This is a genomic window from Thalassotalea agarivorans (genome assembly GCF_030295955.1).
GTDB classification, from domain to species: Bacteria; Pseudomonadota; Gammaproteobacteria; order Enterobacterales; family Alteromonadaceae; genus Thalassotalea_D; species Thalassotalea_D agarivorans.
On record NZ_AP027363.1, the window covers coordinates 3,068,316 to 3,091,321 of the forward strand.

20 protein-coding genes are annotated in these 23,006 nt (G+C 41.9%); 13 read left to right on the forward strand and 7 right to left on the reverse strand.

The window, feature by feature from the left end:
* Nucleotides 1-12 precede the first annotated feature (12 nt).
* Nucleotides 13-312, reverse strand: a complete 300-nt coding sequence (locus QUD85_RS14025) for a c-type cytochrome (RefSeq protein WP_093328754.1) — start codon at nucleotides 310-312, stop codon at nucleotides 13-15.
* Nucleotides 313-551: 239 nt separating this feature from the next.
* Between QUD85_RS14025 and traF the strand changes: the two genes are divergently transcribed.
* From traF to QUD85_RS14055, 6 genes are all read left to right on the forward strand, one after another.
* Entirely contained in the window at nucleotides 552-1,985 is a 1,434-nt protein-coding gene (gene traF, locus QUD85_RS14030) for a conjugal transfer protein TraF (protein WP_177168862.1), read from the forward strand.
* Between the two features lie 58 nt (nucleotides 1,986-2,043).
* On the forward strand, nucleotides 2,044-2,520 hold the full coding sequence (greB, locus tag QUD85_RS14035; RefSeq protein ID WP_093328513.1) for a transcription elongation factor GreB: 477 nt from the start codon (nucleotides 2,044-2,046) through the stop codon (nucleotides 2,518-2,520).
* Nucleotides 2,521-3,510, forward strand: coding sequence for a hypothetical protein (locus tag QUD85_RS14040; protein ID WP_093328514.1), 990 nt, complete (start codon nucleotides 2,521-2,523; stop codon nucleotides 3,508-3,510).
* A complete protein-coding gene (locus QUD85_RS14045; RefSeq protein WP_093328516.1) occupies nucleotides 3,507-3,941 on the forward strand; it encodes a hypothetical protein in 435 nt (144 codons plus the stop codon). Before QUD85_RS14040 ends, QUD85_RS14045 begins: the two co-directional genes overlap by 4 nt.
* Before the next feature lie 79 nt (nucleotides 3,942-4,020).
* Nucleotides 4,021-4,896 (forward strand): hypothetical protein, encoded by an 876-nt coding sequence (locus tag QUD85_RS14050; protein WP_143047933.1) that lies wholly within the window; start codon nucleotides 4,021-4,023, stop codon nucleotides 4,894-4,896.
* A gap of 95 nt (nucleotides 4,897-4,991) precedes the next feature.
* Nucleotides 4,992-7,295 carry a Tex family protein gene (locus tag QUD85_RS14055; protein ID WP_093328519.1) on the forward strand — a complete coding sequence of 768 codons (2,304 nt, stop codon included), beginning with the start codon at nucleotides 4,992-4,994 and terminating at the stop codon, nucleotides 7,293-7,295.
* Nucleotides 7,296-7,297: 2 nt separating this feature from the next.
* Here the strand turns inward: QUD85_RS14055 and QUD85_RS14060 are convergent, their stop codons facing one another.
* Nucleotides 7,298-8,248 carry a transposase gene (locus tag QUD85_RS14060; protein WP_093328520.1) on the reverse strand — a complete coding sequence of 317 codons (951 nt, stop codon included), beginning with the start codon at nucleotides 8,246-8,248 and terminating at the stop codon, nucleotides 7,298-7,300.
* A 233-nt stretch (nucleotides 8,249-8,481) separates the two neighbouring features.
* On the opposite strand from QUD85_RS14060, the gene QUD85_RS14065 reads away from it, so the two are divergent.
* Nucleotides 8,482-10,116 carry a phytoene desaturase family protein gene (locus QUD85_RS14065; protein ID WP_093328522.1) on the forward strand — a complete coding sequence of 545 codons (1,635 nt, stop codon included), beginning with the start codon at nucleotides 8,482-8,484 and terminating at the stop codon, nucleotides 10,114-10,116.
* A 79-nt stretch (nucleotides 10,117-10,195) separates the two neighbouring features.
* On the opposite strand, the gene QUD85_RS14070 is transcribed toward QUD85_RS14065, so the two are convergent.
* Nucleotides 10,196-11,230, reverse strand: a complete 1,035-nt coding sequence (locus tag QUD85_RS14070; protein ID WP_093328524.1) for a DcaP family trimeric outer membrane transporter — start codon at nucleotides 11,228-11,230, stop codon at nucleotides 10,196-10,198.
* 83 nt (nucleotides 11,231-11,313) lie between these two features.
* Complete coding sequence (acs, locus tag QUD85_RS14075) at nucleotides 11,314-13,212, reverse strand: acetate--CoA ligase (RefSeq protein WP_093328525.1); 1,899 nt, start codon at nucleotides 13,210-13,212, stop codon at nucleotides 11,314-11,316.
* A 316-nt stretch (nucleotides 13,213-13,528) separates the two neighbouring features.
* Between acs and QUD85_RS14080 the strand changes: the two genes are divergently transcribed.
* The 4 genes from QUD85_RS14080 to QUD85_RS14095 all read left to right on the forward strand — a co-directional run bounded on the left by QUD85_RS14080 (nucleotide 13,529) and on the right by QUD85_RS14095 (nucleotide 17,362).
* Nucleotides 13,529-14,365, forward strand: a complete 837-nt coding sequence (locus QUD85_RS14080) for an AAA family ATPase (RefSeq protein ID WP_093328527.1) — start codon at nucleotides 13,529-13,531, stop codon at nucleotides 14,363-14,365.
* Nucleotides 14,365-15,537: a vWA domain-containing protein gene (locus QUD85_RS14085; RefSeq protein WP_093328528.1), complete on the forward strand. Its 1,173-nt coding sequence runs from the start codon at nucleotides 14,365-14,367 to the stop codon at nucleotides 15,535-15,537. The genes QUD85_RS14080 and QUD85_RS14085 overlap by 1 nt, the downstream gene beginning before the upstream one ends.
* A 76-nt stretch (nucleotides 15,538-15,613) precedes the next feature.
* On the forward strand, nucleotides 15,614-16,906 hold the full coding sequence (locus tag QUD85_RS14090) for a dipeptidase (RefSeq protein ID WP_093328530.1): 1,293 nt from the start codon (nucleotides 15,614-15,616) through the stop codon (nucleotides 16,904-16,906).
* Nucleotides 16,907-17,362 carry a GNAT family N-acetyltransferase gene (locus QUD85_RS14095; protein WP_093328531.1) on the forward strand — a complete coding sequence of 152 codons (456 nt, stop codon included), beginning with the start codon at nucleotides 16,907-16,909 and terminating at the stop codon, nucleotides 17,360-17,362.
* Nucleotides 17,363-17,491: 129 nt separating this feature from the next.
* On the opposite strand, the gene QUD85_RS14100 is transcribed toward QUD85_RS14095, so the two are convergent.
* The 3 genes from QUD85_RS14100 to QUD85_RS14110 all read right to left on the reverse strand — a co-directional run bounded on the left by QUD85_RS14100 (nucleotide 17,492) and on the right by QUD85_RS14110 (nucleotide 20,701).
* A complete protein-coding gene (locus tag QUD85_RS14100) occupies nucleotides 17,492-17,980 on the reverse strand; it encodes an AAA family ATPase (protein ID WP_093328533.1) in 489 nt (162 codons plus the stop codon).
* 20 nt (nucleotides 17,981-18,000) lie between these two features.
* Nucleotides 18,001-18,687 (reverse strand): exonuclease domain-containing protein, encoded by a 687-nt coding sequence (locus QUD85_RS14105; protein WP_245732082.1) that lies wholly within the window; start codon nucleotides 18,685-18,687, stop codon nucleotides 18,001-18,003.
* 160 nt (nucleotides 18,688-18,847) lie between these two features.
* Complete coding sequence (locus tag QUD85_RS14110) at nucleotides 18,848-20,701, reverse strand: putative nucleotidyltransferase substrate binding domain-containing protein (protein WP_093328535.1); 1,854 nt, start codon at nucleotides 20,699-20,701, stop codon at nucleotides 18,848-18,850.
* A 209-nt stretch (nucleotides 20,702-20,910) separates the two neighbouring features.
* Between QUD85_RS14110 and QUD85_RS14115 the strand changes: the two genes are divergently transcribed.
* Both QUD85_RS14115 and QUD85_RS14120 read left to right on the forward strand, forming a co-directional pair.
* Nucleotides 20,911-21,162 (forward strand): DUF4212 domain-containing protein, encoded by a 252-nt coding sequence (locus QUD85_RS14115; RefSeq protein WP_093328536.1) that lies wholly within the window; start codon nucleotides 20,911-20,913, stop codon nucleotides 21,160-21,162.
* Nucleotides 21,162-22,901: a sodium:solute symporter family protein gene (locus QUD85_RS14120; RefSeq protein ID WP_093328537.1), complete on the forward strand. Its 1,740-nt coding sequence runs from the start codon at nucleotides 21,162-21,164 to the stop codon at nucleotides 22,899-22,901. The genes QUD85_RS14115 and QUD85_RS14120 overlap by 1 nt, the downstream gene beginning before the upstream one ends.
* Nucleotides 22,902-23,006 lie beyond the last annotated feature (105 nt).

Genomic DNA, 23,006 nt, shown 5'->3' on the forward strand with positions numbered 1-23,006 from the left:
TAAAATATTTGCTTACTTCAAGCTAGCGTAATACGCAGACAAGTTTGCAATATCTTCATCACTTAATGGCATAGCCATTGGCGCCATTACAGGATCTTTACGTGCGCCTGATTTGAAATCTTTAAGTTGTTTCTTAAGATATTCTTCTTTTTGACCCGCTAAATTTGGGTACATAGGTACAGCAGATACACCTGCTTGACCGTGACAAGCCGCACAAACTGCTGATTTTGCCTTACCTGCTGCAATATCTGCTGCTAAAGAAGGCGCAGCCATCAATACTGTAGCGGCTAAAGTCATCATGATTTTTTTCATACCATCTACTCTCTTATTAATCACAAAAATACTCTGCGTACGATTATATGGAAAAACATCCCTGCTGTCCTTGATTTTTCTCAATAAAATCGTGGTTTTTTCAATCAACCTAGCTATAGCTAAATTCATTAGCACTGTTATAGTATTGTTACGTAGGCTAGCTTGTCTGGGTTCAATTAAATACACTACCCGTTTACGATTAAAATTTGTACTATTTTTTTAACAAAAGGTTAATAAGTTTGCGTTACACGACTTTAGCGATCACATTACTGGCTATTTTAACGTTGCCTAGAGCGATAGGCGATACGCATTCAAGTACCACCAGTTTAAGTTATACGCAACGCGCTTTATCTAGTCACGCTAACCCCGCCGCCGCAAATTTAGTGATTCGTCGTAAAGATCCGCATTTGATGACTGGCGGTATGCTAGAAGTTGGTGTTGGTGTTGAGTATGGTGACATCGACAACCTTTTAGATTTAATTAACGACCTTAAGAATGATTTTGAGCCAAGTGAACCTGCGCCTCCGCCTGGCGAAATACCGCCGCCGGGGGATGACGATATTGACTGGGACAAAATATTTGAGATGTACCCAGATCTTGAAGACCGATTGGATCAAGTTAAAAAAGAAGCAACGCGTCGCGCAGCCTATTTTGCTCTTATAGCCGCTGAAGGATACGGAAAGGCAGAACTATATTTAGACTCGCCTTGGGTGATCAAAGAAGATCTTTGGGGTGGTTCGCTCATAGGCTCGATAAGCGCACGCGGTAATTCTAAGGCCATAGGGCTTTTTGAAAATATCGAATTTGATGCCGACATTGCAAAAGACTCCCTAAGTCAAATCCCTACTTTTGGGCCAAATGACGGTATTCAGGAATTAGACTTAAGCGCAGGTTTAACGCTTCACTACGACCCACTAAACAGACGCGCCAAGTTGACTATCGACAACGATAGCCTACTGCTTGTAAAGGCAACAAAAATATACGAATTTTCATTGTCGTATTCTAACCAATTGCTCGCAACTGACTATGGCGAACTATATGTAGGTGTGCAACCCACCGTTTATCGCGTTGGTTTAACCAATATTACCACTCGACTTGGCGACGTTAACGACGCCAATGAAATACTCGAAGATATTTTTAACGGTGATTATCGTTATGAAACAGGGTTTGATGCTGATATTGGGATGATATGGGCAAGTGACCATTATCAGGTTGGATTTGCTGCGAACAATATTTGGGAATGGAACTACGGTTATCCAGAGGTCGATCGAAGCCGTTTTAAAAGCGACGATATCAACAGAAAGCTCGACTTTCATCAAAAATATACCATGCAACGTCAATATAGAATGGAAGCCGCTATTTATACCGACCAACGCCATTGGAGTTTAAATTTTGATGCCGACTTGAACGCGATTACTGATCCAATGCGCGACCAATATCAATGGGTAAATATTGCCGCCGGTTATGCTTCAGATAGCTGGTGGCTACCCAGCGCAAGGGTAGGTTTTAGTAAAAATCTCGTTGGTAGCAAATTGCGGTATCTAAATGCAGGAGCCACCTTCGCCAAAATATTTAATTTGGATGTTTCGGCATCTTTAGACAAAGCAGATATTGTAGAAGACCGTTATTTTAGAGGTGTAACCGTAACCCTTGGCGTGCAATACGATTACTAGTTGCCGATTAGCCTCTTTTTTAACTATAGTTTTATAAAAATAACGATTTAGCTCACTTGTGAAAACAAACTTAATAACAAGAGAAGGTTTTCAAGCCTTACAAACAGAACTCGATCATTTGTGGCGCGAAAAGCGTCCTGAAGTTACCAAGAAAGTATCTTGGGCGGCTTCGCTGGGCGATCGCAGTGAAAATGCCGACTATCAATATAATAAAAAATTGCTGCGCGAAATTGATCGACGCGTCCGTTTTCTGCGCAAACGTCTTGAATCACTAAAAATCGTCGATTTTTCCCCGCAACAATCAGGCAAAGTATTTTTTGGCGCCTGGGTAGATATCGAAAATGAAACAGGTGAAGAAAAGCGCCTTCGCATTGTCGGTGTTGATGAAATTTATGGACGCAATGACTATATTTCTATCGAATCCCCGATGGCTCGAGCCTTGTTGAAAAAGGAAGTCGACGATGAAGCTACTGTAGAAACACCTAACGGCCCATCGCTCTGGTACGTAAACAAGATTTGGTACGAGCGAGAATAAATGAAAAAAGTTGCAGTAGTCATAACAAAGTTAATAACAGTTGCTTTATTGATGCCGCTGCACGCTTTGGCTCTGCAAGACGAGTCAGGTTTTAATAGTATTTCGCTAGAGGATGTGACGCCCAACGATGTAAGCCGAGCGGCAGTTGCGTTTATTAACTTAAGTACCTCACCAGGCATTGATGGTAGCGTCATCAATGTAAATAAAGGCGAGCAAAGGCAAACTAAATTTACTCGAGGTAGCTTGGGCTTTGCCAATGATTTTTCATTGGATTGGACGTTTATGAATTTTTATACGTCGGGTTCAATAACAGCGGCTCACCTAGACGATCAAATCCTGTTCAATACGCAAGATAGTCGAGAATTCCTCGTTAATATAGATCGGCAAATAATTGCGATTGAATTAAGTGGCGGCTTCCTGATTCCTATCACCAAGAATCTAAAAGTAACGCCCTATATTTCGGTTATCTCTTCCAATTTTAAAAATGATTCCGATGCTCAGCGTCTAGGTGCCAACAATCCTTTAGTAAAATTACCACCTATTGCAGAGATTGAGTCGACAACTCATGCGCTTACTACCGCTTATACCATCGATATCGAATACGAACGTTGGTTAAAATTTGGTTTACTTGAAATCGAAGCACAATACGCCTCGTCTACAACTAAAACAGAAGACAAAATCAATGCCTTCTTAAATTTTAATGAATCTATTCAAACGCTCACGGCGCAAGCTAGATGGAATGCTCCGACATCTCTTGAGCTTTTCGATTTAACTTGGGACTGGCATACGTACTACAAACACACTCACTTTTTAAACCTTAACCGCAACGCAATTGGCTTTAACTATTTTCATGAAATAGGGATAGGCGCGGACTACCAGTGGAACATCAAAGCTCTTAATTTGTTTGGTGTGCGTTATATTGGCATTCGCAGCAGCGTACTCTTTGGTGATGATGTGGAAGGCGTAAGCACGGAGATATATTTCAAATGAAAAAGACGCTCTGTTTTTGCTTGTTAACAATTAGCCTCTCTGGTTGCAGTGTTTTCGAATATTTTCAGTTAAAACCTATCGAACAAGATGTGGTTAAGCTTTCAACTGTTGCCGAGTTTATTTCAATCAATAACGAAGCTATTAATGGCCATGACGCAACACTGTCACCCGGGAGCTACACCATAAAAGTACAGTATCGCACGTTGTTAAGAGATTACATTTGCACCTTTGAATTTGACGCCATTGGTGGCAACTACTACGAAATTGTTGATTATATGAACGAGCAACCCATCACGCTGTATCGACTCGAGCAAACTACAGCGGTATGGAGTAATCGCTTCGACCCAATCTCACCACTAGGGTGTAATATTACTTATCGATTCAGGGATAAACCGGATACCGAAAGTAAACCTAACCCAAAGAAAAACTAGGCGAAATCGTTGAAAACTTGCCAAAACAGGGTTTTGTAACCACACTTCCTAGCAATTAATGGAATAGGGAGCGTGAATCTTGAAACGGTTTTTCGAACAATTAAGGCCTTTTTATTGGTTGCTATGTTGCGCTGCCTTGCCTGTAATTTCAGCGGACGAGCCACAACGTTCTTCTACATCTGACATGAACAAACGCAATAATGTTGTGTCAATTTACCTACCTATACACGCTACCAGCCTGGAACTTAAAGGTATTGAAAATTTAGATCCAATAACAGTGGGTTTAGATGAATTGCTTGAAGTGAGCACGGCGTATTTTACTATTGGCGTAAAATGGCAAAACAACGATTGGTTCCATAGTTTTGAGCTTTGGGAAGGGAAATACGAACCCTTTGGAGAACTGGGACAGCAAGAAGATTTAGGTGATATTCCGTTGACTGACGACGGGAAAATAGTGCTTATCGACGCAACCGGGAATGTCTATTTGCACTTGCGGCAACGTATTATGGAGTATCGCGGTGGCTATCGTTTTGGTGGTTTGGACAACCTTGATTACTATGTCATCGGTGGTATTAAAGAATACGATATTACAACGGATATCGAAGCAAATGTTGTTGCAGAATCAGTCGCTATAGGGGGAAGTGTTTGCTTGCCAATAAACTGCATTGAACTTGGTAATAGGGGGCTCGATATTAAACGTACCATCAACACCCGTTGGGCGGAGGCAGTAATTGGGTTACAGGCAGACTATATGCCGTTTAAAAATAGTAAATTTACATTCCTTTTTAATAAAGGGCTTATTGGTGGTTCTAGCCATCAAATCGATGTAAAAGGTGGGTATATCTTTGACAGTGGTTTGTTTACTGAACTTGGTTATCGTTGGCATCAATTTGAGGAAGATGGCTTAGAATTTACACAAAATGGCGCATTTCTTTCATTGGGTTACTCATTTTAAAAGCTAATTTCTATTTAATTTGCGTTAAGCATTTATTTTTATTTCGTTCCTTGTAAAATCCGTTGAAGTTTTGTTCCTGACTTCATGGCTTTCATATGCAATCTATTGTCGACATTATCGCTCAAGAGTTGAGTGTTTCTTCTAACCAGGTAAACGCAGCCGTTGCACTCATTGACGACGGTGCTACCGTTCCCTTCATCGCTCGATACAGAAAAGAGGTAACCGGCGGCTTAGACGATGGTCATTTGAGACACCTTTCACAGCGCCTAACGTATTTAAGAGAACTAGAAGATCGCAGACAAGTTGTATTGGCGTCTATTGAACAACAAGGCAAACTAACGGCCGAACTTAAAGCCGACATTGAAGCGGCTGACAACAAGACACGATTAGAAGATTTATACCTACCTTACAAACCAAAACGCCGCACAAAAGGGCAAATCGCGATTGAAGCGGGTATCGAGCCTCTAGCCGATGCTTTACTAGACAATTGGAACCTCGACCCTGAATTAGAGGGACAGTCATACTTAAACAAAGAGGCTGGCTTTGAAGATGTAAAATCAGTGCTAGATGGCGCTTGTTTTATCCTAATGGAACGCTTTGCCGAAGACGCAAATCTACTTCAAAAATTAAGAAAACACTTATTGGGACAGTCACACTTAACAAGTACTGTAGCCCCAGGCAAAGAAGCAGAAGCTAGCAAGTATCAAGACTATTTCGCTCACTCTGAACGATTGGCAAATGTACCTTCTCATCGCGCACTAGCTATGCTTCGCGGCCGTAATGAAGGGCTTTTACAACTTTCTATTGATGTTGATCCAGGTGATGACAACAAACTTTATTCAAGCTCAGAAGGGATTATTTCCAACCATTTTGGCCTGAATTTATCAGACCAGACGGCGGCAGCTTTTCTCAACAAAGTGGTGCGTTGGACATGGAAAGTAAAGCTTAGCTTGTCGCTAGAAACGGAATTACTGGGGCAAATGAGAGAACAAGCTGAAACAGATGCTATTAAGGTCTTTTCAACCAACCTATCAGATTTGTTGATGGCGGCTCCAGCCGGTGCGAAAGTTACGTTAGGATTAGATCCCGGTTTTAGAACCGGCTGTAAACTAGCTGTTGTAGATAATACTGGGAAACTGCTGCATACAGGCACAATTTTCCCTCATCAGCCGCAAGGGCATTGGGACAAAGCTATCCGCACATTAGTCAACATTTTTCAGCAGTTCAACGTTGAATTGGTAGCAATTGGAAACGGTACGGCATCGCGCGAAAGTGACAAACTTGTCGGAGAAGCGATCAAAGCAAGTGCAAGCATTAAGCCACAAAAACTGATCGTCAGTGAAGCCGGTGCTTCGGTTTATTCTGCATCTGAATTTGCAGCGCAAGAATTTCCAGAACTTGATGTATCTATTAGAGGAGCAATTTCCATTGCACGACGTCTACAAGACCCACTTGCAGAACTCGTAAAAATTGACCCTAAGGCAATAGGCGTAGGCCAATATCAGCATGACGTGAGCCAAAGTCAGTTGAGTAAAACTTTAGATGATGTCATCGAAGATTGCGTAAATGCTGTAGGCGTTGATTTAAATATTGCGTCTATCCCTTTGTTGACTCGAGTGTCTGGATTAAACAAGTCGATGGCGCAAAACATCGTCAATTACAGGGACAGTCACGGTAAATTTGAAAATAGAAATGATCTCATGTCGGTCCCAAGGCTTGGACCAAAAGCTTTTGAACAAGCAGCTGGCTTTTTGCGTATTTCCAATGGAAGTAACCCTCTAGATAAGTCTGGCGTTCACCCAGAAACATACCCTGTTATTACTAAGCTAATCGAACAACTCAACCAACCTATTGAAGAGTTGTTAGGAAACAAAGCGGCACTACGAAAAGCTGACATCACTTCATTAACCACAGAATCTTTTGGTTCTATTACTGTTAAGGATGTAATTGCAGAACTTGAAAAACCTGGAAGAGATCCGCGACCAGCATTCAAAACGGCGGAGTTTAAGGAAGGGGTCGAGAAGATATCAGATCTGAAACCAGGTATGACTTTAGAGGGTGTGATATCCAATGTAGCTAACTTTGGTGCATTTGTTGATATTGGGGTACATCAAGATGGACTAGTGCATATTTCTTCACTAACTAACAAATTTGTTAGTGACCCTAGAGAAGTTGTTAAGGCAGGGGACATTGTCAAAGTTAAAGTACTTGAAGTTGATGTCCACAGAAAACGCATCAGCCTCACCATGAGAATGGATGAAGAGGTAAGAATGCAAAAACAACCTTCTGCTCGAACTAAAAAGGTACAGAAAGCATCAAACAAACAAGGATCAACAAAGTCTGCAAATGCTGCTATGGGTAACGCTTTTGCCGATGCATTTGCAAAGCTAAAAAAATAATCTTAGCCAAAATATTTTTTTGCATTCTGTACATTTGGGCGTCGTTTACGCCGTGTGTTCTTTATAAATTTATCTAAAGACGACACAGTGCCAACGGCGCCATAAAAGTATAGCTCGAAATTTTGAGTGACCTGTCGCCATGTGCGCAAGTCAAACCCTATCTTTGATAAGATTTGGGTTGCATTAATAGCTACGACATTCTCTTGTTTAAGCTTTATATTGATAATCGACAAGTAATCACCAAACGTGATCGAAAATGGCGACGCACTGCTAGATTTTCTTGTGTTTTCAGCCGCAAATGGCATTAAGCATTGTCCTCTGCCAGCAAGTCTCCTGCTGATACTTGTGTACTGACCGGCTTTAACATTACGCACAATCCCAGCTCTGACGGGATTTAAGTCGACATAAGCCATACAGGCAAGTACCGCTTTTTCATCTAACAGTGGTTGTGATACAAATCTGCCTTCCCAAAACCTTCCAGTACATTCGTCTTCTATATTTGCATGTTTTGCAATGAATTCGTTTAGCAATTTCATGAACCAGCTAATAGAAAATAGCCTAGACCGAAATTTTTCGATATCGCACTTCAGTTGAGATTTTAACGGCTCAGGCACAGAACCCTCCTGAATAAATTGGCGTGTCAGGTGCGTTCCTTTTGTTAGCTTATGCCAACGATTTATTACCTCTGTATCAGTCAATGACTCAGCAAGGTCCTTCTTTACATTGAGCACAATATGGGTGTGATTGTGCATAATAGCATAAGCACAAATCTCGATACAAAAACTGCGGGCTAACGACAGCATTCTATGCTCAACCCAAGCTCGGCGATGCTCATAGCTTTTGCCAGAAATGCGGTCTTTTCCACATAAAAAGGCTCTTCTTACACAGCGAGAAACACAATGATAATAGGTAGTTGTATGTAGGCAAATTTGATTGCTTCTTGCAATTGTCATGTTCCCATCCTTGGAATATGAAGATACATCAACTTTAGTACATATTTTTTATATATCTAGTTATGCGTCAACACATTGGTTTCACTCACCAAATTATTTAACTAAGAAAGACAGAGCTTAGCGGGACATGCACCCTAGGCGCTTATATTGAAAACTAATTTTTGTTATCGTGACTGTCCCTTCTATGCAAAAGTTGATAAGCTAAAAATTCAAACTAACAAGAGTCAAGATTAATGACCGAAGCGACTAGTTCTCCAAAAAAAGTGTCTGTAAGAACAGGCAGAAGATTCCAACCGAAAAATGTTAAAGATGATTACGATTTAATTGTCATCGGTTCCGGTATTGGCGGCCTAACATGCGCCGCAGTTATGTCTCTGATGGGAAAAAAGGTGTGTGTCCTGGAACAGCACTACACCGCTGGTGGTTTTACGCATGCGTATCAGCGAAAAGGATATGAATGGGATGTTGGGGTGCACTACATTGGTGAGGTGCATAGACCACAAACACCACTTAGAAAAATATTTGATACGATCAGCGGCGAACGGTTGAAATGGCAAGCAATGGACGATGTTTATGACCGTATTATTATTGGAGATAAGCATTTTGATTTACCTGCTGGGACAGACAACTTTATCAACGCTTTGGTCAAGGAATTTCCACAAGAAGAAAAGGCCATACAACAGTATGTATCGCTTGTAAGAGAAATTAGTTACCATTCTAACAAGTTCTTTGCTGGACAAGCATTGCCCAAATGGCTTGCAACAATTTACAACAAATTTAGGCCTGTCCTTTTAAAGAAAGTGTACTTTCAAACAACAAGAGAAGTGTTGGAGTCGCTTACACAAAACCAAGAACTTATTGCTGTATTAACGGGGCAATGGGGAGATTATGGGCTACCACCAGCAGAGTCTAGTTTCCTGATGCATGCGCTGCTAGTTAAACATTATTTAAATGGCAGTGCCTATCCAGTTGGTGGAGCTGCAGCAATTGCTCGAGAAATCATCCCTACGATAACAGCCCAAGGTGGAGACGTATTCACCGACGCTGAAGTCACTTCTTTACTTTGCAAATCAGGCAAAGTAACAGGTGTGAAACTAGCAAATGGTCATCAAATTAAGGCCAATATTGTAGTCAGCAATACGGGTTACCTTAACAGCTATTCAAAGTTATTGCCGAATCATCTAAAAACAGCAGATTTTGAGAAAAAACTACCAAAAATTAAGCGTTCTGGCGCATCATTATGTTTGTACGCTGGCTTTACCGGAACGGCTGATATGCTTGGACTTGAAACAACAAATCTATGGATATATCAATCGCCAGATCATGAACTTCAAGTAACTCAGTACAAAACGCAAGCCCATGCTGATGGTAACTTCCCGCTGATTTATATTTCATTCCCTTCAGCAAAAGACCCTACGTGGGACAGTCGCTTTCCAAACAAAACTACGGTTGAGATTGTTACGCTATCGCATATGAAATGGTTTGAACAATGGAAAGATACAGAATGGAATAAGCGCGGAGAAGAATATGAAGCGCTGAAAGAGTCTATGTCTCAAAAGCTACTCAAAGTGTTGTTTGAACATCGCCCTCAACTTGAAGCAGCATTAGATTACTACGAACTTTCAACACCGTTATCTACCTTGTATTACCAACACAATGATGAAGGTGAAATTTACGGGTTAGATCACTCTATCGAGCGATTTACAAAGTATCAACCACACCCAGAAACACCACTTAAAGGCTTTTATCTTACGGGTGCAGATACCCTAACAGCAGGTGTTGGAGGCGCGACAATGGCCGGAATTATTACTGCTATGCGAATTGTTGGATTACGAAAAGCCGGTGAAATAAAGAAGATATTTAAGTAATAAAAAAGGGGGAAAGCTACCTTTCCCCCAAAACAACCCGTTTTTCAGGGTCAACTAACGCAAGAGTGTATTAATTCATTTATAAAACATACTTAAAAGAAACTTGTCCGTAGAAAGAATCAGCATCTTTGTCAGCCATTTCGAATTGACCTACTTCGACACCATATGAAAGATCTTTATTAATATCTGAGAAAAAGTTAACGCCCCAGTGACTTCTATCAATGTCACCAACATCGGTCGTTATATTACCTAAAAATACAGATGTTCTAGCTGCTTCTGTCCAAAAATGACGATAGGAAACCATATATGAAACAGTTTCTTCCGCTTCATTACCTACAACATCTGGTGTCGCACCAACACCTACATACCTACCTGTGTTCCCGCCATGAATTTGGAATTTTAAATCGCTCTTGCCATAAAGCTTAATGCTACCAGCAACTGAAACACCTAATCCGGTTTCACTGTTATCTGCATCTACGTTTAACTGTCTAAACAAACCAGCAACGGAAACGTTACCCCAATCTCCTGCAAAGGTATATTTACCGACTACATCAGGTAATACATCTTGAGATGGATCGCCACCGGCTGTTTCAGGGTTTTCTAGTGCTACCTGAAAATCACCAATTTCATAACGCACCATAGTTTGTCGTATGAAGGCTTCACCCACAGTTGGGCCTGCAAAATCAGCTGTTTCTGGTAGTGCACTTACGTTCATAAACGTTGTCCATGTTTGTCCAACTGTAAAGTTTTTGTATTTAATAAATGCGTGTCTTAATCTGGGGTGGACTGAATTTGAAACCACCTCATTACCACCGCCACCATAAAAATCCATTTCGATAAAACCTGTTACATCGCCATGAACATATTTAGTATTGAAGCGAGATTCGTTTACAAAAAACTTTGTTGATGTAGTGTCTTCCAACAGCACATCGCCCGTACCGGTCCAAAAGTCTTTAAACGCTATATTACCCGATGTCACTCTCATATCGGCCTTGATGTAACCGCCAAATATAAGTTTTCCATCTTCTCCAACCGTAAATTCATATCCTGCATAGCTCGCGCTTGATGCACTCATCAATGCAGCAGCTATCGCCAGTTTTAAACGTTGTAACATGTGTTATCTCCCCATATTGTGCCATCAAGGCTTTTTATGAGGGGGCTTAATGCCCCCATTAAGTATTAGGGGTGGAAAGTACCTTATTCTTCCAATGTACTTAAATCACCCTCATCCTGACCTAGTGCTCTTGCTTTTAATACGCGTCGCATAATTTTTCCACTTCGCGTTTTAGGTAAGGCTTCAACAAACTCAACAGCTTCAGGTGTAGCTATTTTGCCCATCTCGTTGCCCACATGAGTTTTAAGCTCAAGCATTAATTCTTTCGACGGTTCAACACCGTCTATCAAAATGACGTAGGTATGAATCGCATTACCTTTAAGTTCATGCGGCAAACCTACAGCAGCAGCTTCGCTCACCTTAGGGTGGCTAACAAGAGCACTTTCGATTTCCGCGGTACCTAAGCGATAACCTGACACCTTAAGTACTTCATCCATACGACCGATCACCCAAATGTAGCCGTCGTCGTCTATTTTCGCACTGTCACCGGCTAAATAACGCCAGCTACCATCTTCACGTTGGCTCCAATACAATTCAGCGTAGCGAGCATCATCTTTAAATATCGTTCTAGCCATACCTGGCCATGGGTTTTTGATGATCAATTTACCCTCTTCATTCACCTCTACTTCTTCACCATCGTCGTCAACTACAGCTAACTCGTTACCAAAAAATGGTTTTGTGGCAGAGCCCGGCTTAAGCGGCGTAATAGGTAATGGGCAAACCATAAATCCACCCGTTTCTGTTTGCCACCAAGTATCAATAATTGGACACTTATCTTGGCCGATAACATTGTGGTACCAACGCCATGCTTCAGGATTAATCGGTTCGCCGACACTACCCAACAAACGCAGGCTCGATAAGTCATGCTTTTTAGGCCAGCGGTCACCAAATCTCATCAAGCCACGAATGGCCGTTGGCGAGGTGTAAAGAATGTTAATGCCGTAGTTTTCGATGATTTGCCACCAGCGATTTGGGTAAGGATAATTTGGCGCACCTTCGTAAAGCATAATGGTGGCGCCATTAATCAGTGGGCCATAAACAATATAGCTGTGACCTGTAATCCAACCTGGATCAGCCGCACACCACCAACGATCTTGTGGTTTTATATCAAAGGCCATGCGATGGGTTGTTGAGGTATATACAGAATAACCACCGTGAGTATGCAACATTCCCTTTGGTTTACCTGTGGTGCCCGAAGTATAAAGGATGAACAGCGGATCTTCGGCGTCAGTTGGCACAGTTTCACATTTTGAACTAGCAATAGGTAAAGCAAATAAATCGTGCAACCAAAAGTCTCTGGTTGGTTCCATTTCGACATCCAATCCATTGTTCTTGACACAAATACATACTTCAATGCTTGGTGAACGTTCCATGGCTGCATTAGCAATAGACTTTAAGTCGATTTGTTTACCACGGCGCCAACCACCGTCGGCCGTAACAAGTACACGTGAATGCGCATCATCAATTCGAGATGCTAGTGCCTCCGTACTAAAACCACCATATACAACAGAGTGGATTGCACCAATTTTCGCACAGGCTAACATCGCAAACACAAGCTCAGGGATTTGAGGCATATAGATAGTAACAATGTCGCCTTTTTCAACGCCCATACTGCGCAGAACATTGGCAAACTTGCATACTTCGCGATTTAATCCGTTATAAGAGAAGTTTCTGACTTCTCCATGCTCACTTTCCCAAATAATCGCCATCTTGTTGCGATTAGCATTTTCTAAATGTCTATCAACGGCATTGTGCACGATATTGATTTGACCACCGTCAAACCATTTGTAAAATGGGGCGTTGCTCTCGTCTAGCACGGTATCCCACTTTTTAAACCAATTAAGCGTTTCAGCTTGCTCTGCCCAAAATTGCTCTCTATTTTCAACAGAATACTTGTACATTTCTTCGTATTCGTTCACGTTCGCTTGGTTAAGCACTTCTTCGCTTGGGTAAAAAATGTCAGGCTTAGCTGCATCGTTCATCTGTATTCTCCAAATATGCGTTAGTTTTTATTGGCTTGTATGCCTATTTTTATTTTAAGTAATTAAAGGTGATGTATATAAAGTAGAAGTTTTATTTGGATTTAGGAATTAGACCTAAGTCTAAGACTTAGAAAAAAGGTGATTAAAATGTTTTCCAATCAAAAGTAAACAACAGGGACAGTCACCTTTGCTGCTGCGCCAACGCCATTGTTTGACTGCGCTTTTATTTTAATGTGACTGTCCTGATAAATGGCAATGCACTAGGGGCAAATGGTATAGTGCGTGGTAATAAATCATTCGAACATTGAGGATGTCTATGTCTTTTAAAGGCACGAAGAATTACATCGCGACAGATGAATTGCGCTTGGCGGTAAATGCCGCTATCACCCTAGAGAGGCCACTTCTCATAAAAGGGGAGCCTGGCACCGGTAAGACGATGCTCGCACAAGAGTTAGCAGATAGTTTAGGCGTTGAGCTTATTCAGTGGCACATCAAATCCACTACTAAAGCGCAACAAGGTTTGTACGAATATGACGCCGTTTCTCGCCTAAGAGACTCGCAATTAGGTGATGAAAAGGTTCATGATATTTCAAACTACATTATCAAAGGTAAACTTTGGCAAGCATTTGAATCAGAGAAGCGCCCTGTTTTACTTATCGATGAAATCGACAAAGCCGATATTGAATTTCCTAATGACTTGTTACTTGAACTCGACAAAATGTCATTTCACGTATACGAGACTCAACAAGAAATTATCGCTATACAGCGCCCTATTATCGTTATCACTAGTAACAACGAAAAAGAACTGCCCGATGCCTTTCTTAGACGCTGCTTTTTTCACTACATAAAGTTTCCAGATAAAGCAGACATGCAAAAAATTGTTGAAGTTCATCACCCTGGGGTTACCAAACAATTACTGCAACAAGCGCTCGAAGTCTTTTTTGAATTGCGTGAAGTAAATGGTCTTAAAAAAAAGCCGTCTACCTCTGAACTGATAGACTGGCTTAAATTGCTGATTGCTGACGATTTATCACAACAAACCTTGTTAGACAAACAACAGTCTATTGTGCCTTTGATTGGCGCACTGTTGAAAAACGAGCAAGATACACAATTGATTGAAAAACTCGCTTTCATGAGTCGACGCAGAGACTAATGTTTATAGACTTTTTTTTCACCCTAAAAAAACATGGTGTACCTTGTTCAGTAAGGGAGTTGTTAGATTTAATCAATGCGCTAAAGCAAGGCGTCATCTTTGCTAACGTAAACGACTTCTATTCACTTAGTCGAACGCTGTTAGTAAAAGACGAAGTGCATTATGACCGATTTGATCGTGCCTTTGCCGACTACTTTGAGGGCGTTGAGCAAATAGACATATTCGACACTCTGTTACCGGAAGACTGGCTTCGCAAAGAATTCGAAAAACACCTTAGTGATGAAGAAAAGAAACAAATAGAAGCAATGGGTGGTCTTGAAGCTTTGATGAAAACATTGCAAGAAAGGTTAAAAGAACAAGAAAAGAGACACGCTGGCGGAAACAAGTGGATTGGCACAGGCGGTACATCGCCTTTTGGCGCCTATGGATACAACCCCGAAGGCATCAGAATTGGTCAAGACGGTAATCGACACAGACAAGCCGTAAAGGTTTGGGACAAACGTGAATTTCGAAATTTTGACCAAGACAGAGAAATTGGTACTCGCAACATAAAGTTAGCTTTGAAAAAACTTCGAAAGTTTGCGCGAGACGGCAATAGTGAAAAACTCGATATCAACCAAACTATCCATTCCACTGCGCAAAATGCGGGGTTGCTTGATATCAAAATGGAACAAGAACGACACAACGCTATAAAGGTGCTTATGTTCTTTGATGTAGGCGGTTCAATGGATGATTACATCCAAACCTGTGAAGAGCTATTCGCGGCGGCTCACTCAGAATTTAAACATATGGAATTTTATTACTTTCATAATTGCCTGTATGAAAAAGTATGGAAAGACAATGTCCGCAGAAGAATAGAAACCATCGATGTAGACGAAATCATCAGAACGTTTGGCAGAGACTACAAAGTAATTTTTGTCGGTGACGCAACCATGAGCCCTTACGAAATTACCTACCCCGGTGGTAGTGTTGAGCATTGGAATGAAAAGCCTGGCATTGATTGGATGAACAAAGTGCTTGCTCATTTTGACAAGGTAGCTTGGCTAAACCCTCAACCAGAATCTCATTGGTCTTACTACCATTCGATTCAAATTATGCAGCATATCGTTTTAAATAATATGTACCCTTTAACTGTTGATGGTATTGGGCGCGCAATTAAACACCTCAGCTAAATCACATACCGCTATACAAAAACGCTAAAAACTTGCTAAGGTAAATTTACCTCCAACAGAATAAAAAAATACATCGATGCGATTAAAACTAACTGCTCTAGCAACTCTTTTTGCTATTACCGCCTGCACAGACCCTGTAGTACAAGAACCTAGCTTGATGGAACAAGCGCAGACGCTCCATAAAAAGATTATTATCTTAGATACACACCATGATATTAGCGTGGCTAATTTTACCGCAGAGAAAAACTACACTATGGAGCTCGCCACGCAGGTGAACTTACCCAAAATGGACGCCGGCCTTATGGATGTGTCTTGGCTTATCGTATATACAGGTCAGGGTCCGCTCACGGAACAAGGATATAAAGATGCTTATGCCAATGCTGTCGCCAAATTTGACGCGATCCATCGCTTGGTTGAAGAAATAGCACCGCAGCAAATTGAATTAGCACTCACCTCACAGGATGTACGCAGCATTATCTCTTCTGGAAAAAAAGTGGCAATGATAGGTGTTGAAAATGGTTACCCTATTGGCACAGACATAACCCGTGTAAAAGAATTTGCAGAACGTGGTGCGAGATACATGTCACTGGCACACAATGGGCATAATCAGCTGAGTGATTCGCATACAGGCGAAAGCGAAGGGCAATGGCTAAATAATGGTTTGAGTGACCTTGGCAAACTAGCCGTTAGTGAGATGAACAAGTGGGGCATCATGATTGATATTTCACATCCATCTAAAGTCGCAAACCTCGAAATGATAGCTCTTTCGAAAGCGCCAGTTATCGCGTCACATTCAAGTGCTAGGGCTTTGTATGACCACAGCCGCAATCTCGATGATGAAGAGCTGCTTGCCGTCAAAGAAAATGGTGGTGTTGTGCAAACAGTTGCATTTCGCGGCTATGTAAATGGTGACAAAGCTAAGACATTTTCCGATGCAAAAAAAGCCATTTATCAAGAGATAGCAAAAGAGCAAGGTATCAGTTTGGTGCCGTGGAGCAAATTTAGAACCATTTCAACTGAAGAACAAAACAAAGCGCGCGCAGATTGGCTTCTAGTAGAGTCACTGTCAACCGAAAAAATAGCGATTGCCGGCTCAAATATAGATCAAGTTGATGTAGCCGACTTTGTTGACCACATTGACTATATGGTCAAATTAATAGGGATAGATCATGTAGGCATCAGCTCCGATTTTGATGGTGGTGGCGGTATAAAGGGTTGGAACGACGCAAGTGAAACGCTAAATGTTACTGTGGAACTCATTAAACGCGGCTATAGCGACCAAGAAATCGCCAAACTGTGGGGAGAAAACCTATTGCGTGTACTCGATGAAGTGCAACGGGTAGCATCCCAAATGCAGGAAACAAATTAAATGCTCACTATCGTGTGCAATCAGCCTGATACCTATCAGGCTTTTGCTGAATTAAATTTGGCTTGGATAAAAAAATATTTTCATGTTGAAGAGAGCGATCGAGCACTTGCAGACAACCCTGCCATATACGTTGATGCGGGCGGCTATGTATTGGCGGCAGTGAAGGATGATATCGTGCTCGGCGCCGTTGCATTAGTTGAACGCGAAGCTAACGTATATGAGTTGACAAAAATGGCTGTTGATCCCAATTTTCATGGTCAGGGGATAGCTAATAAGTTAATGCTGGCTATCTTTGATAAGTTGGAAGAACTCAACGCAGAAATGGTATATCTAGTTTCAAATACCAAATTAAAGTCTGCTATTAACCTCTATAAAAAATATGGATTTGAAACAGTGCATCTTGGGCCACACCACTCATACAAGCGTTGCGATATTATTATGGAAAAACCGTTATAAACTATCCTCACACCCACTATCACGTAAGTATCTGATTTTCGGTAAATAGAACCTTTTCACCGGTAAAACTATCATGCAACTTTTGATGGGCGACCAACGAAAAGGTGTCTGTCCTGCTAGCATATCCTATCACGTAAGTATCTGATTTTCGGTAAATAGAACCTTTTCACCGGTAAAACTATCATGCAACTTTTGATGGGCGACCAACGAAAAGGTGTCTGTCCTGCTAGCATATTGTTCTATCCAGTCAATTAACATAGATAGGTTTTCATCTTGCGCTGCTTTCGTTGCGTACTTGTGAGGCTCCCACGGCCTATTTTTGGCATTTTCTATACACTGCTCAATGCTTAAATTTAAAAATATTGCGGTATCAGCTGGTTCACTAACTAAAGCCAACAAATCGCTGTAACACCCTTCAATCACCCATGCATTGTTTTCGTTCATAAAGGCGTTGATTTGCTGTTTTGACACCTCAAGAGGTAGACGAGTTGGAGGTTTTGTCGGCGACCAGGCTAACGTATCTAGATCCAAATGTGCGAGCTGATTTTTCGTCGCTAAATGCTTAGCAAATGTCGATTTTCCCGAGCCCGAATTTCCGAATACAATTATTTTTTTCACTGAAGTACCTTTTGCACATTTTATAGTAGAAGTTTACCCAGAGGTGTTTCTATGCCCTCTGGCATCTCGTTAACCATAGCAAGCAATAATTCAGCGGTAGCAATCGCATCGTTCAATGCATTGTGAGCAAAATGGTCTGGCAAATGATACTGCTGACGCAAATTGCCTAGTCGCAATTGCGAAGGATCATACGCAACATCGCGCATTTCAAGTTTTCGTTTAGCTAACGCTAAGGTATCTATAATAGCCAATGGCGGTACAAAACCATAAATAAGTTTGCATGCTTGCTGCAAAAATTGTTTCTCGATTCGAGCAAAATGCACCAACATCACTTTCCCCTTTAACGCTGACAATAGTTCGTCTACGGCGGTTTTTATATGTGCGCCGGCATCTTTTTGACTATCGGTAATTTGATGTATCGACACATTATCAGCATCCAACGCTCCTTTACTTCGAACCACCTGATGAAAACAAGAGTTGAGTTTTATGATGCCGTACTCAATGCTTACATGGCCAACACTAAGTAGCTTGTCATCAATCGCATTTAAACCCGTGGTCTCAAAATCGACTGACACTATGTCTAATGCAGAAAATGGTGTGTTTTTATCTGGAAAAGGGGCAGATAAGTAGTCTTGCAAAGCGCCATCAACGCCCTTCTTAAGCAGCCTTTTGCGCTGCGCTTCTATGCCAAACAAAAAATCAAACATGATTTTGTAATGCCTTATAGCGCAAAAAATTACTGGAGCTTACTCTGCTAACGTGACTGTCCCGATAGTGACTTGTTAACGTGCCTGTCCCGATAGTGGTTGAAAATGTTTGGTTTAACATAAAGGTGTCTGTCCCGCTAACAAAGTCTATAAGATGGGGTTAATAAGTGCTTTGGCGAGCATCTTGTAACGTTTTAATCACTTTAAACGCATCTTTTAGGTGCTCTCTTTCGAGTTTTGACAGCGATTTTGGTGACAAAAAGTTATTCGCTTTATTGCCCGCTATCATATTCTTGAGTTGATGCTCCATGCGCAACATATTCAAAAACTCAAAGGCGTCTATAAGATTGTCCGCACTACTTTGTGTTAGCGATTTTGTGCCGCCAGCAAGCTTTAATCGGGTTAAGGTGTTTACTTCACTTATGCCTTCACTCAACGCGTAGATGCGAGCCAGGTCAACAATAGGCGCAATTCCATTGTGTTTTAAGTCTAACGTGGCCTTATTTTCCCCTTCTGAAATCAAAACAAAATCTCTAAAAAAGCCGAGCGGTGGTCGCAGCGACAGCGCGTTACGCGTTAAATGTGCGATAAATAACGTATTGTTCTGCGTTTTTTGCAGCATTCTGCCACGCACTTCTTCAAGCAAGTTCTCATCTCCATGCACAGTAACCAAATCGAAGAAAATGCTACTATGCATCAGCGCTTTTGGATCTGGCTTATCAACCCATTGCTGAAAATACTTATGCCAACCTTTCTGAGTTTTTCGCCATTTAGGGTTAGTTGCCATAACTTCCCCAGGACAGTAAACAAAACCGCAAGCTGCCAAACCATCACATACAAAAGTTGCTAAGTCGTAGAAATAATAATCATGCTCGGGCTGCATCTCATCGCTAATAATGAGTGCATTGTCCTGATCCGAGTTTGACAACTGCTCTTGCCTTGCCTGCGAGCCGGCAGCAAGCCATGCATAGGGCACAGGAGGCGGTCCTTGAATATCTTCTGCCATACTCAACAATCGCGTTGTTAATGCGGCTGTTATAGCGCTCATACTTTTAGCAACATGATCCGCACTACTGCCTAGCTTGGTCATCCGCACCTGCAGTTGTGGCAACATTTTACTAATCGTCGCTAACGCTTCAACCGACTTGGCTTTGCTAATTAAACTAGCTATATGAATTGCATTGTGCCCTTCCTGATTGATTAAATCTGTCACTGTCACCATGCCGGTAAGCTCGCCAAATTCCATTACAGGTAAATGATGTAGATGCTTACTTGTCATGATCATCAGTGCATCATAGGCACTCATTTTGCCATCTATCGATAAAATATCTGGCGTCATTATGGTTTTAACAAGCTCGCTGGTGGCAAGACCTGCTGCTACGCATCGGCGTCTTATATCTTTATCTGTAACAATGCCTACCGGCGTTGTTTTCTCCATCACCACCAAACAAGAATGTCGCAGTGCCGACATTTTCTTCGCGCAGTCCACAATAGTGGCGTCAACAGCAATGGTACTGACAGGCGTATGATAAAAATCAGTGACCAAGGCATTACTCAATGAAGACGCCACCACCGCCTCTGCGGTGGCATGTTCCATACGCTGATTTAATCGCTCTTCCGCACTTTGTTTAAAAAATGCCGCAAAAGCAGGAATAGAAGCGGTGATTGTTAGCAGTTGTTGCCAAGAAATCGCGTACAGTAACGTATCTTCGGTAGCAGCAACGCGGTACATTGCAGCTTCTTGGTCATCAAAAAACACCGTGCAAATATCGCCTTCGCCATACATCCCTAAAAATTCTGGCATATCGCCAGCAATCGCGTAATAAGACAAAGCGCCTTTACGTAAAATGAACAAACTGCGCGTGTCAACTTGCGCCGGCGGTAGCTGCTCAGATTGCCTGACATAACAAATAGACATTTCGCGCACGATTTGATTAACAACATCGTTAGGCAATGTATCAAACGGCGGTATGTCTTTTACAAACGCCATCAGTTCTGCCAGTTCATTATCCATTTGATATCCCATGCAATTACATTAACTAAATTAAAAGCGTTAGTACTGATTCGGTCAATGTTTTCATGCGCATTCTAGACTAAAGTTTAATACCTTAGACCCAAAATTCTTGCTAGCTTGTAACAGTAGGAGCGGTTTAAACAACGCCCTTTATACAATTACAACAGCGTATAAATAACAATAAGCGCTTAAGTGCTAGGAGAACAACAGTGGAAGGTAACACATCATATTGGCAGGAAAACCTGCGACTAATATTTATCTGCCTCGCCATCTGGTTTGTGGTGTCATTTGGGTTTGGATTACTGTTAGTCGAACCATTAAATGCCATTCGTATCGGCGGCTATAAGCTAGGTTTCTGGTTTGCCCAACAAGGGTCAATTTATACTTTTGTTGCGCTCATTTTTTGGTATAGCGCCAAAATGAACCAGCTAGACAAAAAATACAACGTGGAGGAGTCGTAATGGATGAGTTAAAACTCTATACATATATTGCCGTTTTCGGCTCTTTCGGTCTTTACTTTGCAATTGCGTGGTGGGCTCGCGCAGGCTCTACAAGTGATTTCTATGTTGCTGGCGGTGGCATAACACCTATTCAAAATGGTATGGCAATTGGCGCCGATTGGATGAGTGCGGCATCATTTATTTCTATGGCTGGGATGATTGCATTCCTAGGCTATGGTGGCAGTGTCTTTTTAATGGGTTGGACCGGTGGCTACGTATTACTCGCCATGCTCCTTGCTCCTTATATGCGTAAGCACGGAAAGTTCACCGTACCAGAGTTCATTTCCGATAGATACTACTCAAAAACGGCGCGTATTGTGGCGGTCGTTTGTCTAATCGTAGCATCTATTACCTATATTATCGGTCAGATGAAAGGTGTCGGCGTAGCATTTTCACAGTTCTTAGAGCTTGAGTACGAACATGGCCTATATGCAGGTATGTTTGTTGTTTGGGTTTACGCTGTGTTAGGTGGCATGAAAGGCATTACTTACACACAAATTGCGCAATATTGTGTACTTATTTTCGCCTATACCATCCCGGCTGTGTTTATCTCGCTGCAGCTTACAGGCAACCCAATTCCTCAGCTTGGATTAGGTAGCACGTTAGCCGACGGTAGCGGTGTCTATTTATTAGATAAACTTGATGCCGTTGTGACAGATTTAGGCTTTAAAGAATATACAACAGATAACTTAGGCGGCACGTTAAACATGTTCGCTTATACTATGTCTCTGATGATTGGTACCGCAGGTTTGCCTCACGTTATTATGCGCTTTTTCACCGTTCCTTCGGTAAAAGCAGCGCGTTCATCTGCCGGTTATGCTTTAGTATTTATCGCAATTCTTTATACGGTTGCTCCAGCTGTTGGCGCAATGGCACGTTTAAACCTTATCACCACGATCGAACCAGCTGCTGGTCAGCACCTTGTTTATGACGAGCGTCCACAGTGGTTCAAAGATTGGGAACATACAGGTTTATTAAAGTTTGAAGATAAAAACGGCGACGGCAAAATTCAATATTCAGCTAACGCTGAAACCAATGAAATGGTGAAAGTAGACCGCGATATTATGGTGTTAGCAAATCCAGCTATCGCTAATCTACCTAACTGGGTCATCGCTTTAGTCGCAGCAGGTGGCTTAGCCGCCGCACTATCGACCGCTGCAGGCTTGTTATTGGCTATATCGTCCGCGGTATCTCATGATTTAATGAAAGGGGTATTAACACCTGATTTATCCGAGAAAAACGAGCTATTAGCAGGGCGGATAGTGATGACGCTGTCGGTAGGTGTCGCTGGTTGGCTCGGGCTCAATCCGCCCGGATTCGCCGCCGGCACGGTGGCACTCGCCTTTGGTTTAGCCGCTTCAAGTTTATTCCCAGCGCTAATGATGGGTATATTCTCGAAGAAGATGAGCGGCAAAGCAGCTGTAGCAGGTATGTGTGCAGGTATTGGCGTTACCTTGCTATACGTATTCCAACACAAAGGCATTATGTTCATCCAAGGTACTGAGTTCCTTGGTGGGCTTGAACCAAACTGGTTCTTAGGTATTTCACCAAATGCCTTTGGTGCAGTCGGTGCACTAGTTAACTTTACCGTTGCATTTATCGTGTTGAAATTTACCGGTCCAGCGCCAGCAAACATTCAACAACTTGTAGACAACTTCCGTTCCCCGCACGGAGAGGTTGCTGCAGCGCACGATCATTAGTCTCGTGTGAGTTGATTAAGGCCCTTCGGGGCCTTTTTTATCGTTTAATATAAAATTTCTACAAGATTTTTGCCGTTGGCTTTTCACCTAAAATCGCATTACTAT